The sequence below is a fragment of the Pseudomonas sp. 21LCFQ010 genome (genome assembly GCF_024129905.1).
Taxonomy (GTDB): Bacteria; Pseudomonadota; Gammaproteobacteria; order Pseudomonadales; family Pseudomonadaceae; genus Aquipseudomonas.
This window is the reverse complement of the sequence record NZ_JAMYDZ010000008.1, coordinates 129,060-141,871: the sequence shown is the minus strand read 5'-3', so window position 1 is coordinate 141,871 and position 12,812 is coordinate 129,060. Positions and strand designations below refer to the sequence as shown.

Sequence of the window (12,812 nt, the reverse complement as noted above, 5' to 3'; positions counted from 1 at the left end):
TGATCTGTCAGAAGAACCGGGTTCTTCGTCTAGCGGCTACTGGAAATCTTCGCATCCTTGCGAGTCAACGTCGTTTTCAGCGCGCGTTCTGCCTGGTTTTTGCGCAGTTGTTGCCAGCGGGCGACCACCCCCTTTGGCGCCCATATCTGGGGCTCGGATGCCTCGAAATTGTCTTCGATCTCGCGGCGTGCGACATACGCACTGGCCTGATCGAAAGCCTGTTGCAGGTTATCTGTTTCGACCAGCGCCTTGGCGAATAGTGCATCACCGAAGTAGGTGAAGTCAGCCTCTTCCGTGCAGCCGAACGAAACCCGGTCGGCGCGTGCGGCGGTCATGATCAGCGTACGTTCGTCTTTGAGCGCCGGAATGAACCCGCCGGAATAGCAGGCCGAGATCACGATGATCTTGTCGCGATTGTGCAGCGGCGCCATGACTGTGGCCAGTTGGTCGGCCGGCAGGTCGGACAGTGACAGGCGCGGCTGGTCGAGTACCAGTTGATGATCGTGCGTGCCGTGGCTGGTCAGGTAGATAAAGATCAGGTCTTCCGGGCCGCTGCGCTGGGCCAGGGTCTGGATCGCCCGGCTGATGGTCTCGCGGGTTGCCATGGGGCGATCGGCCATGTGGTCGCGGTGGTTGACCAGGCTGACCTGGCCGTGAGCGCCAAAGCGGGTCTTGAGCAGGTTGCCGACATAATCCGCCTCGCGCTTGAATACGCTCTGTTTGCCGTCGCCGCCGACCACCAGGCTGTATAGCTCCATCGCCGGGGTTGAGGCCGGCACCGCCTTGAGGGCGTTATCGAGCAGTACACCCTGGGCCAGCAAGCCGGTTTCCAGCGTGTCGGGCAGCAGCTCGCCCTTGGCATCGCGGACCAGTTGGCCATTGGCCCAGACGCCACGCAGCACCGTGCCGTCGGCTTGAGTCAGGGTGCCTTGGCCCTGATAGGTGTCATTGGCGAAACCACCGGTATAGGTGCTGCCATCGGCCAAGTGCAATTTGCCTTCGCCGTTGAAGCGCCAGTTGCTGAACTCGCCCTGATAGCGGCTGCCATCGGTGCCGATCAGTTCGCCTTTGCCGGTGAAGGCGCCTGCGCTGAACTGGCCGCTCCAGACATCGCCGTCGCTGTTCTCATAGCGGCCCTTGCCGTCGAGCTGGTTATCGTGAAAGTTGCCAATGTATTGATCGCCCTCGGCACTGCTGAACGTGCCCATGCCTTGCAACTGGCCGTTGACGAAGCGGCCGCTGTACTGATTGCCGCTGGCATCGCTGCGCATCCCTTCGCCATTGGGTTTGCCGCGGCTGAACTGGCCCTGATACTGGGTGCCGTCATCCAGCTCCAGGCGGCCGGCGCCGTCGTAAAGGTCAGCCTTGAACCCGCCACGGTAGAGCAGGTCCTTTTCCTTGTAGGTCCCTTCACCCTCACGGCGGCCTTGCTTGAACGCACCCACGTAACTGCTGGTACGGGTGGTCAGAATGCCCTGGCCGCTGTAGAGGCCGTGCTCGAACCCGCCTTTATAGACATCCCCGTTGCTGGCCCGCCATTCACCCTGGCCATGCCACTGGCCGCGGTCGAACTGACCCTGATACCAGCTGCCATTGGGGTAGTCGATACGTCCCTGACCTTGCAGCAGGCCGTTGACCAGATCGCCACGATAGCGTCCGCCATCCGGCAGGCGGCCGTCAGGCGGCAGCAGCGACTCGCCGTCTCCGCAGCCAGCGATCAGGAGGGTCAGTGCCAGTGGGGCAAGCGCGCGCATGTCAGGTCTCAAGGGGTATGAATCGGCAGGGGCGGCCCAGGCTCGTTTCGAGCCTTGATGCCGTGATCAGAAGTATGCCGCAGGCTGTCAGGTTGACGAAACAGTCAGTAATGACTGTTTCGTATCAATGGCCGTTACACGAAACACAAGGTCAGTGGTTCGGCGATATAGGCCGGTTTCTCCTGGCCTTCGATTTCCATCGTGGCCGTGCCTTTGAGCAGCCACTGCCCAGGTTTTTTCTCGCTGACCTCGGTCAGTTGCAGCTTCAGGCGCACCCGCGAGCCAACCGCCACCGGCTGAATGAAGCGCACGCTGTCCAGCCCGTAGTTAACCACCATCTTCAGGCCTTCAGGCAGGACCATCAGGTCGCCCATCAGCACCGGGATCAGTGACAGCGACAAAAAACCGTGGGCGATGGTGCCGCCAAACGGGGTCTTCGCGGCCTTGACCGGGTCGACATGGATGAACTGAAAATCGCCGGTGGCTTCGGCAAACAGGTCAATACGCGCCTGGTCGATACTCAGCCAGTCGGAACATCCCAGTTCCTTGCCAATGTATTGCGTGAGTTGGTGTGCCGGTACATAGGTCATGGTTCTCTCCTTGATAATGAAATCTGCTATGGGGTGTTGACCTCGGCGCAATACTGTTCTGTTAGACCGGTGGTAGCCCGCTTGCTGGCGAAGACGGCGGCACATTCGCAGTAGATGCTGCGGCTTTACCGGCCCTTTCGCGACCAAGGTCGCTCCCACAAAGGCATGCGGCGCTTATTTGAACAGTATTGGACCTCGGCGCGGTTGGCATGAAACGGCAACAGCCCCTAATGCAGGACCGCTGAAGATCAGCAGAGCCTGGCCATTAGGTCAAGTCTGCGGGAGTGTTATATGGCCGCAGGTTTGCCATGCTTATAATGAGCCCCGTACATTTGCATTTGCCGGAGTACGCATGCTGCTACGAGGACTGACGGCGCTGGTGTTGTTCCAGTTGCTGGGGACTGCACTCAATCATCTGGTTATCCCCATCCTGCCGGGGCCGATCATTGGCATGATCTTGTTGCTGGGCTTTTTGATGGTGCGCGGGGAGGTCGATGAGCCGATCAGCCAGGCCGCGACCAGTCTGCTGCGTTACCTGCCATTGCTGCTGGTGCCGCCGGCGGTGGGGGTGATGGCTTATGCCGGGGCGATTGCCCGAGACTTCTGGGCGATCTTCGGCACCCTGGTGGTGTCGCTAGTGGTGTCGGTGGTGTTTGTCGGCGTATTGATGCAAAAACTCACCGAGCGCCAGGCCCGCCGTAAGGAAAACCCATGATGCTCGACTGGCACGGCGCCTGGGGGGCGGTGATCAACCACCCGTTGTTTGGCATCGGTATCACGCTGGGCGCCTATCAACTGGCGATGGCCGCATACGAAAAAAGCCGCCTGGTGCTGCTGCAGCCGGTGCTGGTGTCGATGGCCATTCTGATCGGCATTTTATTGGCCTGTGGCCTGAGTTATCAGCAGTACCGCGACAGCACCGCGATTCTAGGCACGCTGCTGGGGCCCGCCACGGTTGCACTTGCCGTGCCGCTTTATCTGAATTTGCGCCGGATTCGTCAGTTGTTCTGGCCAACCTTGACTACGCTGGTGCTGGGTGGTGTGTTGGTGACCGGTCTGTGTCTGGCGCTGGGTGAACTGCTGGGGGCCGATCATATGATCCTCATGACCCTGGCGCCCAAGTCGGTGACGTCACCGATTGCCATGCTGGTGGCCGAGCAAATGGGCGGCGTCGCTGCGCTGGCTGCGGTGTTCGTACTGATTACCGGTGTGCTGGGGGCTATCTTCGGGCCGCTACTGTTGTCATTGAGCGGGGTGGATAATCCTGCTGCGCGCGGCATGGCATTGGGCTTGACCGCCCATGCGGTGGGTACTGCCCAGGCGTTGCAGGAAGGCGAGGAGGCGGGTGCGTTTGCCGCGCTGGCCATGAGTCTGATGGGTGTGGCGACGGCGTTGTGTCTGCCGCTGGCGGTCTCTGTTGTCGTGTAAGGAGCTTGTTATGACGTTGCCGCTGTTTCCATTGAACACCGTATTGTTTCCGGGCTGCGTGCTGGACCTGCAACTGTTCGAGGCCCGCTATCTGGACATGATCGGTCGCTGCATGAAGCGCAATGAAGGCTTCGGCGTGGTGTGCATCACCCAAGGTAGCGAGGTCGGTATTGCACCGGGCGGCTACTCGCTGATCGGCTGTGAAGCCCTGGTGCGCGACTTCCAGCAACAGGACAACGGCCTGCTGGGCATCCGTGTGGTGGGTGGGCGACGCTTCCGGGTTGTCAGTGCTGAAGTCCAGCGCGACCAACTGCTGGTCGCCGATGTGCACTGGCTTGAAGATCATCAAGAGCGGCCCTTGCAGGAAGAAGACGCCGACCTGGTGGCGCTGCTGCATGCACTGGCCGAACACCCGATGGTCGCTTCACTGGACATGGGCCTGGACGCGGCAGGCCAGCAATCGCTGGGTAACCAACTGGCCTACCTGCTGCCATTCGATGAGCAGGACAAGATCGAACTGCTGGAAATCGACGACCCCGAAGAGCGCCTGGTCGCCATTCAGAGCCTGCTCGACGAAATGCAGGGCGACCTGCAGGCGTAAGCCCGAGCAACGGCCAACCGCCGTTGTTCTTGCTTTTGCTCTACGAACCAAGATGGCCAAGACCGTCGCAAGCGTTTTGGTTACTTTGGCGCTCCAAAGTAACTCGCCCAGCAGGGCGAAACCTGAAGTCCAGACAACACGATGAAGGACTTTTCATCAGTCTAAATGTCAACTCGCAGCCAAAGCGGATCGCTTTCCAGTCGTCGCTACATCAGATACTGATACCGCAACACCGCATGCGACAGCGCATTGACCGCAAAACCACCCAGCAAAGCCGTCACCGCCGGCACCAACAGCCACCAGACCCGTGCCGACATGGCCGGCAGCGGCTCGCGGTGCTGAATAATCGTCAGGCTCGCCGCACAGATACCCAGCGCCAGCATCATCCCGGCCAGGATGTCAGTCGGCCAATGCACGCCCAGATAAACCCGCGACAGCGCAATGGCCAGCGCCGGAATGCCCCCCAGCACCAGCCAGGCCAGGCGCAACCGCACCGGCTGACTGCGGCCGGCGAGCACGGCCAGGGTCATGAACAATGCAAACGCTGCCGAGCTATGCCCGCTGGGCATGCTGTAGGTGGTCAGCGGATCGACCAGCACCTCTGGCCGGGCGCGGGCAAAAAACGCCTTGAGCGCACCGTTGGCACAAGCGGTGCCGAGCATGGTGGCGACCGCAAACGCCGCATGGCGCCACTGCCGGGCAACCAGCAGCACCAGTACCACCAGGGCCGCCGCCAGCAACTGGGTGTGGAAGTCACCAATACTGGTCACCAGCAGGACAATGTTCTGTGCTGCCTCGCTGCGGTGCTCTTGCACCAGCGTCATCAGGCCCTGATCGAACTTGTCCAGCCACGGCCAGCCGATAAACAGTGCCACCATGGTCACCAGGCACAAGCCACTGATCAGCCGGGTCGCATAGCGCTGCTTGCGCATGCTGCTCTGGATGCTCAGGCCAAACACCACTGCCAGAACCCCACCGACAACAGCGGCCTCACCCCAGAACCCTTCTGGCAATGGCAGGCGAATGGCAGCACCGGCGGCCCAGCCGGGCAACAGGTAAGCGATTGACCAGCCGATGGTGGCGATGATGCTGACCGCCAGAAAGCGCGGAAAAGGCATGTCGCACATACCGGCAATCATCGGCAGCATGGGCCGCAGTGGGCCGATGAAGCGGCCGACCAGCAGGCTGGCAATACCGTAGCGCTGGAAATATGCCTCGGCACCGGTCATCCACTCCGGGTGCGAGCGCAGGCCGGGCAGGCGGCGGATATTCTGGTGAAAGCGCCGGCCTACGGCATACGAAACCAGATCGCCCAGAATACCCCCGGCAAAACCCAGCAGCAGAACGTCGCTGAGGCCCAGAATCCCGCTGCCGGCCAGCGCTGCGATGGCAAACATCAGCACCGTACCGGGGACCACGATCCCGGCAATGGCCACGCACTCAATGAACGCGACGATGAAAATGGCTGCCGCGACCCAGGAAGGGTTGGCGGTCAGCCAGCCGGTAATGCCGTTGAGCCATTCGCCCATGGTCAGTTTCCTTGATCCAGAATGAGGTAATCGCGGCCTTCGACCTGACCGCGCCTGAGAGGGTTCCGTGTGCACCAGCGTGCCTGTTCGGCGTCCACGAAACGATACAGCAGGTGTTCGTCACGCCCGGACGGGATGCCCAGGCGGGCAGCCTGAATGATGCGGGGCGGGCGTAGCCCGACGTCTTCGACAAAGATGCGCTCAGGGTCGAAGCGCTTGGCGTCCCACATTGGCACTTTCAGGCCCATGGCCTTGCACAGCAGGGTTTGCCCGGCACACAACCGCTCGGGCGCACGCAGGGCACCACTGGCATCAGGGTTGTTCAGTTGCATCTGTGCCAGGGCATTGGCATCGCTGAACGCATCGACCCAAGGCATGCCCGATTTGATCAGTACGGCGTTGCCCGGCCCTTCGGCGCTGAAGTTGAGCGAGTCGCCGCCACGGGCGTAATACATATAGATGTGCCCGCCATCAAGAAACAACGCTTTACGCTTTTCGGTGTAACCCAGCGAGGCATGGCTGCCTTTTTCGGCCAGGTAATAGGCTTCGGTCTCGATGATGCGGGCCGCCAGCCATAAATCACCGACCTTGTGCCGGATGACCTTGCCCAGCAGGTCGCGGGCCAGCAGTTGGGCATCGCGATTGAAGAAGCTGTCGGGCAGGATATTAGGCAGCGCAGTGGGCATGGTGGCTCGCGGGCAAGGGCAGGGCGCCGATCATAGCAAGCGTGCGGCTTTCGCTATCGCGGTTTTTTCAGTGCTTTGTTGTATCGGAAGATGACAAGCCAGTGTTTCAGCGTCGAGCCCCCCCCTGTGGGGCTCGATATACCGGGTATTGATGAAGATTTTGCCAGTATCGTAACCATCCGCCTGTCTGCGCTGTCGTTAAGTCGGCCTGACAGCTATAATCGACCGCTTTCTTCGCTGCCAAGACCTCTGAGACCATGACTGAGTCCGTTCTTGACTACATGACCCGCCTTGGACGTGCCGCCCGTGAGGCGTCGCGCGTGATCGGCCGGGCCAGCACTGCGCAAAAGAACCGCGCCCTGCTGGCCACCGCTGCGGCACTCGACGCCGCTCGCGCCGAGCTGACCGCCGCCAACGAACAAGACCTGGCCAATGGCCGGGCCAACGGCCTTGAACCGGCCCTGCTCGACCGCCTGGCCCTGACCCCCGCACGTATCGACAGCATGATTGTCGGGTTGCGTCAGGTTGCCAGCCTCCCGGACCCGGTCGGCGCCATCCGTGACATGAGTCATCGACCCTCCGGCATTCAGGTTGGCAAGATGCGCGTACCGCTGGGCGTGGTCGGCATCATCTATGAGTCGCGGCCGAACGTGACCATCGATGCCGCCAGCCTGTGCCTGAAGTCCGGTAACGCGACCATCCTGCGGGGTGGCTCCGAGGCGATCCATTCCAACCGCGCCGTAGCGACCTGTATCGCCCGGGGCCTGGCCGAAGCCGGTCTGCCGGCCGGTGTCGTGCAGGTGGTCGAGACCACCGACCGTGCGGCGGTCGGCGCGTTGATCAGCATGCCCGAGTTCGTCGATGTGATCGTGCCGCGCGGTGGCAAGGGCCTGATCGAACGCATCAGCCGTGACGCCCGGGTGCCGGTGATCAAGCATCTGGACGGTATCTGCCATATCTATGTCAGCGCCCATGCGGAGCTGGACAAGGCACAAAAGATCGCCTTCAACGCCAAGACTTACCGTTATGGCATCTGCGGCGCGATGGAGACCCTGCTGGTCGATCAGGCCATTGCCGCCGATTTCTTGCCGCCGATGGCCGCGCAACTGCGCGAAAAGGGCGTCGAGTTGCGCGGTTGTGAGCGGACCCGGGCGTTGGTCGATGTAGTGCCGGCCACCGAAGAAGACTGGCACACCGAGTATCTGGCAGCGATCCTGTCGATCCGGGTGGTGGCCAGCCTCGACGAGGCCATCGAGCATATCAATCACTATGGCTCGCACCACAGTGACGGCATCGTCTCCGAGCATCAGGCGCAGATTCGGCGCTTCATGGCTGAAGTCGATTCCAGTTCGGTGATGGTCAACGCACCGACCTGCTTTGCCGACGGCTTCGAGTACGGCCTGGGCGCCGAGATCGGCATCTCTACCGACAAGCTGCATGCTCGCGGCCCTGTGGGGCTCGAAGGCCTGACCTGTGAGAAGTACATCGTGATCGGGGATGGCCAGCTGCGTGGACAGGAGCCCGTCTGAGTTGAGCCTGCCTGACATGAGTGAGCCTGCGCTCGCCCTGCCCAGGCGTATCGGCATGTTGGGCGGCACGTTTGACCCGGTGCATATCGGCCATCTGCGTGGCGCCCTGGAAGTGGCCGAGCTGCTCGAACTCGATGAACTGCGTCTGACGCCCAGTGCCCGGCCCCCGCATCGTGAGTTGCCGAGTGTGACCGCTGAAGACCGCCTGGCCATGGTGCGTAGCGCCGTGGCCGGGGTAGCGCCGTTGAAGGTCGATGACCGTGAGTTGCGCCGCAACAAGCCGTCCTACACCGTCGATACCCTGGAGTCGATGCGTGCCGGGATGGCTGCACACGATCAACTGTTTTTGCTGTTGGGCTGGGATGCCTTTTGCAGCTTGCCGTCCTGGCATCGTTGGGAAGAACTGCTGGAGCATTGCCACATCGTGGTGCTGCAGCGGCCCGATGCCGACAGCGAACCGCCTGAAGCCCTGCGCGACCTGGTCGCTGCCCGGGCGGTCGGCGACCCCAAGGCTCTGGACGGGCCGGGCGGGCAGATTACCTTTGTCTGGCAGACGCCGCTGTCGGTGTCTGCCACCCAGATCCGCCAGTCACTGGCGGCAGGCCGATCAGTGCGTTTTCTGGTGCCTGACGCCGTTCTGGCCTATATCGAAGCACACGGTCTGTACCGTGCGCCCAATACCGAGGGAGCACCCGACAATGGCTTGCACGGCAAGCCTGCGGATGTATCCACATTGAAGAGTGAATGAGTGTTCATGAGCAAACAGAAACTGAGCAGTGAAGAAATCGTCGACCTCGCCATCGCGGCCCTGGAAGACGTAAAAGGTACCGATATCCTCAAGATGGACGTGCGCGACAAGACCAGCATCGCCGATTACATGCTGATCTGCACCGGTAGCTCCAACCGTCAGCTCAATGCGCTGGTCGAGAATGTCCGCGAGAAGGTCAAGGCCGCCGGAGTCCAGCCGCTGAGTGAAGAAGGCAAGGGCGACAGCGACTGGGTGCTGCTGGACCTGGGTGACGTCGTCGTGCACGTGATGACCGCTGCATCGCGTCAGTTCTATGACCTGGAGCGTCTGTGGCAGGGTGCCGAGCAAAGCCGTGCAGCCAGCGCAGCGCACCATACCCCTGGTCACGAATAAGACCTTGCCGTGCGCATACGCCTGATTGCTGTAGGTTCACGCATGCCCAAGTGGGTGGAAGAAGGCTGGCATGAATATGCCAAGCGCCTGCCACCTGAGCTGGCGCTGGAACTGATAGAGATCCCGCTCAACACCCGTGGCAAGAATGCCGATGTGGCGCGCCTCATCCGGCAGGAAGGCGAGGCCATGCTGGCCAAGGTCCAGCCCGGTGAACGGATCGTGACGCTGGAAGTGCATGGCAAGCCATGGAGCACCGAGCAACTGGCGTGCGAGCTGGATCGCTGGCGGCTGGACGCGCGTACCGTCAACCTTATGGTCGGCGGCCCGGAAGGGCTGGCACCGGAGGTTTGTGCGCGCAGTGAGCAACGCTGGTCGTTGTCGCCGCTGACCTTGCCGCATCCGCTGGTTCGTATCTTGATCGGCGAGCAGATCTACCGCGCCTGGACAGTTCTGTCCGGTCATCCTTACCACAAGTAGTACGTTTCGAATGTCCCAGCCGATCCGCCTCAAAGATCACGAGAAAGACGCCCGCCTGGTGCGCAGCCGTGTTGTGGTCGGGGCTGTGGCCATCGTGCTGCTGGTCTGTGTGCTGATTGCGCGGCTGTATTACCTGCAAGTCATTCAGTACGACTACCACTCGACACTGTCTGAGAACAACCGCGTCCACGTCCAGCCGATTCCGCCGAGCCGTGGCCTGATCTATGACCGTAACGGCGTGGTGATTGCTGACAACCGGCCAAGCTTCAGCCTGAGCGTGACCCGCGAGCGGGCCGGCGACTGGGCCAAGGTGCTCGACACCATCGTCGATGTGCTGCAATTGAGCGCCGATGACCGGGTTATCTTCGAGAAGCGCATGAAGCAGGGCCGGCGGCCGTTCGAGCCGGTGCCGATCCTGTTCGAGCTGACCGAAGAGCAGATTGCTCTGGTCGCGGTGAACCAGTTCCGTCTGCCAGGGGTGGAAGTGGTCGCCCAGTTGGTCCGGCACTATCCGCAAGGCCCGCACTTCGCCCACTCGGTAGGCTATGTCGGGCGGATCAACGAGAAAGAGCTCAAGACCCTCGACCCGATCAACTACAGCGGCACGCACCATATCGGCAAGACCGGCATCGAGCGTTTCTACGAAAACGAACTGCATGGCCAGGTCGGCTACGAAGAAGTCGAGACCAACGCCCGTGGTCGGGTGCTGCGGGTGCTCAAGCGTACCGACCCGGTGCCGGGCAAGGACATCGTGCTGGGCCTGGACATCCACCTGCAGGAAGCCGCCGAGGCGGCGCTGGGCGGGCGTCGCGGCGCCGTCGTGGCGCTGGACCCGAACACCGGGGAAGTGCTGGCGATGGTCAGTGCACCGAGCTTCGACCCGAACCTGTTCGTCACCGGGATCAGCTTCAAGGCCTACGCCGAGTTGCGTGATTCGATTGACCGGCCGTTGTTCAACCGCATCCTGCGCGGCCTCTACCCGCCGGGCTCGACCATCAAGCCGGCGGTGGCCATCGCCGGTCTGGATGGCGGGGCGGTGACGCCGACTTCCAGGGTATTCGACCCCGGTTATTACCAGTTGCCCAACTATGACCACAAATACCGTAACTGGAACCGTTCCGGTGACGGCTGGGTGGATATGGACACCGCGATCATGCGCTCCAACGACACCTACTTCTATGATCTGGCCCACAAGCTGGGCATCGACAAGCTGTCGACCTACATGAACAAGTTCGGGATTGGCCAGAAGGTCTCGCTGGACATGTTCGAAGAGTCTCCCGGCCTGATGCCTTCGCGTGAGTGGAAGCGCACCACCCGCCGCCAGCCGTGGTTCCCCGGCGAGACCCTGATTCTCGGTATCGGTCAGGGCTACATGCAGGCCACGCCGCTGCAACTGGCCCAGGCCACGGCACTGGTGGCCAGTAAAGGCAAGTGGATCCGTCCGCACCTGGCCAAGACCATCGAAGGTCAGACGCCGGTGGACGAGAACCCGATACCGGACATCATCCTGCGCGACCCGAACAACTGGGCCAGGGTCAACCACGGCATGCAGGAAGTGATGCACGGTGCCCGCGGTACTGCGCGCAAGGCGTCGATTGGTGCTCAGTACCGGATTGCCGGCAAGAGCGGTACCGCTCAGGTGGTAGCGATCAAGCAGGGCGAGAAGTACGACCGCAGCAAGGTTCAGGAGCGCCATCGCGACCACGCCTTGTTCGTCGGTTTCGCGCCGGCCGACAACCCCCGGATCGTCGTGGCGGTGATGGTCGAAAACGGTGAGTCCGGGTCCGGGGTCGCGGCGCCGGTGGTGCGGCAGGTGATGGATGCCTGGCTGCTCGACGGCAACGGTCATCTGAAAGCCGAATATGCCGGCTCGTTCAATCCTGAGCGCGGCTCTGCGCCTGTTGTGGAGGCCACCGGCCGTGAAGAGTAATTTCGACCGGGTGCTGTCCAGCGAAGACGTGATGCGCCGCCGGGCGACGCTGCTGCAGCGCATTCATATCGACGGGCCATTGCTGGTGCTGCTGCTGATTCTGGCGGCCGGCAGCCTGTTCGTGCTGTATTCGGCCAGCGGCAAGAACTGGGACCTGCTACTCAAGCAGGCCAGTTCGTTCGGCATCGGCATGGTGGCGATGGTCATCATCGCCCAGTTCGAACCCCGGTTCATGGCCCGTTGGGTGCCGGTCGGCTATGTGGTCGGCGTGCTGTTACTGGTGGTGGTCGACATCATGGGCCATAACGCCATGGGGGCAACCCGCTGGATCAACATCCCCGGAGTGATCCGCTTCCAGCCCTCGGAGTTTCTCAAGATTCTCATGCCGGCCACGATTGCCTGGTATCTGTCCAAGCGCAGCCTGCCGCCGCAGCTCAAGCATGTGGTGGTCAGTCTCGGCTTGATCGGCGTTCCCTTTGTGCTGATCGTGCGCCAGCCTGACCTGGGCACCTCATTGTTGATCCTGGCCTCGGGTGCCTTCGTGCTGTTCATGGCCGGGTTGCGCTGGCGCTGGATTCTGAGTGTGGTGGCGGCCATCGTGCCCGCTTCTGTGGTCATGTGGATGTTCTTCATGCATGACTACCAGAAACAGCGGGTGCTGACCTTCCTTGATCCGGAAAGCGACCCGTTGGGCACCGGCTGGAACATCATCCAGTCCAAGGCGGCGATTGGTTCGGGCGGCGTATTCGGCAAAGGCTGGCTGCTGGGCACCCAGTCGCACCTGGACTTTCTGCCAGAGAGCCACACCGACTTCATCATTGCGGTGCTCGGTGAAGAGTTCGGCCTGGTCGGCATCTGTGCGCTGCTGATCGTCTACCTGTTGTTGATTGGTCGTGGGCTGGTGATCACCGCCCAGGCCCAGACGCTGTTCGGCAAGTTGCTGGCCGGTGCCCTGACCATGACCTTCTTTGTATACGTCTTCGTCAACATCGGCATGGTCAGCGGTCTGCTGCCGGTGGTGGGGGTTCCATTGCCCTTCATTAGTTATGGCGGAACTTCACTCGTGACCTTGCTGTCAGCGTTTGGCGTTTTGATGTCGATTCATACCCACCGCAAATGGATTGCACAGGCTTGATTAAGGTGAACT

Annotated in this window: 13 protein-coding genes; 9 read left to right on the top strand and 4 right to left on the bottom strand. The window is 61.7% G+C overall.

What is annotated here, in order from left to right; genetic code table 11:
* Positions 1–29: 29 nt before the first annotated feature.
* Positions 30–1,754, bottom strand: a complete 1,725-nt coding sequence (locus tag NJC38_RS12095; protein ID WP_253114955.1) for a C13 family peptidase — start codon at positions 1,752–1,754, stop codon at positions 30–32.
* A 134-nt stretch (positions 1,755–1,888) separates the two neighbouring features.
* Entirely contained in the window at positions 1,889–2,344 is a 456-nt protein-coding gene (locus NJC38_RS12090; protein WP_253114954.1) for a MaoC family dehydratase, read from the bottom strand.
* Between the two features lie 352 nt (positions 2,345–2,696).
* Here NJC38_RS12090 and NJC38_RS12085 point away from each other — a divergent pair, with 352 nt between their 5' ends.
* The 3 genes from NJC38_RS12085 to NJC38_RS12075 are packed head-to-tail and all read left to right on the top strand — an operon-like array spanning position 2,697 to position 4,373.
* Entirely contained in the window at positions 2,697–3,059 is a 363-nt protein-coding gene (locus NJC38_RS12085) for a CidA/LrgA family protein (RefSeq protein ID WP_253114953.1), read from the top strand.
* A complete protein-coding gene (locus NJC38_RS12080) occupies positions 3,056–3,772 on the top strand; it encodes an LrgB family protein (RefSeq protein ID WP_253114952.1) in 717 nt (238 codons plus the stop codon). The genes NJC38_RS12085 and NJC38_RS12080 overlap by 4 nt, the downstream gene beginning before the upstream one ends.
* 10 nt (positions 3,773–3,782) lie before the next feature.
* On the top strand, positions 3,783–4,373 hold the full coding sequence (locus NJC38_RS12075) for an LON peptidase substrate-binding domain-containing protein (protein WP_253114950.1): 591 nt from the start codon (positions 3,783–3,785) through the stop codon (positions 4,371–4,373).
* 206 nt (positions 4,374–4,579) lie between these two features.
* Here the strand turns inward: NJC38_RS12075 and NJC38_RS12070 are convergent, their stop codons facing one another.
* Together NJC38_RS12070 and NJC38_RS12065 are read right to left on the bottom strand one after the other, a co-directional pair.
* Entirely contained in the window at positions 4,580–5,902 is a 1,323-nt protein-coding gene (locus NJC38_RS12070; protein WP_253114949.1) for a bifunctional DedA family/phosphatase PAP2 family protein, read from the bottom strand.
* Between the two features lie 2 nt (positions 5,903–5,904).
* Positions 5,905–6,588 (bottom strand): DNA-3-methyladenine glycosylase, encoded by a 684-nt coding sequence (locus tag NJC38_RS12065; protein ID WP_162484333.1) that lies wholly within the window; start codon positions 6,586–6,588, stop codon positions 5,905–5,907.
* 257 nt (positions 6,589–6,845) lie between these two features.
* On the opposite strand from NJC38_RS12065, the gene NJC38_RS12060 reads away from it, so the two are divergent.
* From NJC38_RS12060 to rodA, 6 genes are read left to right on the top strand one after another with little or no spacing between them, the layout of a single operon-like run.
* Complete coding sequence (locus NJC38_RS12060) at positions 6,846–8,117, top strand: glutamate-5-semialdehyde dehydrogenase (RefSeq protein ID WP_253114947.1); 1,272 nt, start codon at positions 6,846–6,848, stop codon at positions 8,115–8,117.
* Between the two features lie 37 nt (positions 8,118–8,154).
* Positions 8,155–8,865, top strand: a complete 711-nt coding sequence (gene nadD / locus NJC38_RS12055; protein ID WP_253115013.1) for a nicotinate-nucleotide adenylyltransferase — start codon at positions 8,155–8,157, stop codon at positions 8,863–8,865.
* Positions 8,866–8,871: 6 nt separating this feature from the next.
* On the top strand, positions 8,872–9,258 hold the full coding sequence (gene rsfS / locus NJC38_RS12050; RefSeq protein WP_045487338.1) for a ribosome silencing factor: 387 nt from the start codon (positions 8,872–8,874) through the stop codon (positions 9,256–9,258).
* A 9-nt stretch (positions 9,259–9,267) separates the two neighbouring features.
* Positions 9,268–9,735: a 23S rRNA (pseudouridine(1915)-N(3))-methyltransferase RlmH gene (gene rlmH / locus NJC38_RS12045; protein WP_045487340.1), complete on the top strand. Its 468-nt coding sequence runs from the start codon at positions 9,268–9,270 to the stop codon at positions 9,733–9,735.
* A gap of 10 nt (positions 9,736–9,745) precedes the next feature.
* Entirely contained in the window at positions 9,746–11,665 is a 1,920-nt protein-coding gene (mrdA, locus tag NJC38_RS12040) for a penicillin-binding protein 2 (protein WP_045487342.1), read from the top strand.
* A gap of 31 nt (positions 11,666–11,696) precedes the next feature.
* On the top strand, positions 11,697–12,800 hold the full coding sequence (gene rodA / locus NJC38_RS12035) for a rod shape-determining protein RodA (RefSeq protein WP_045494235.1): 1,104 nt from the start codon (positions 11,697–11,699) through the stop codon (positions 12,798–12,800).
* Positions 12,801–12,812 lie beyond the last annotated feature (12 nt).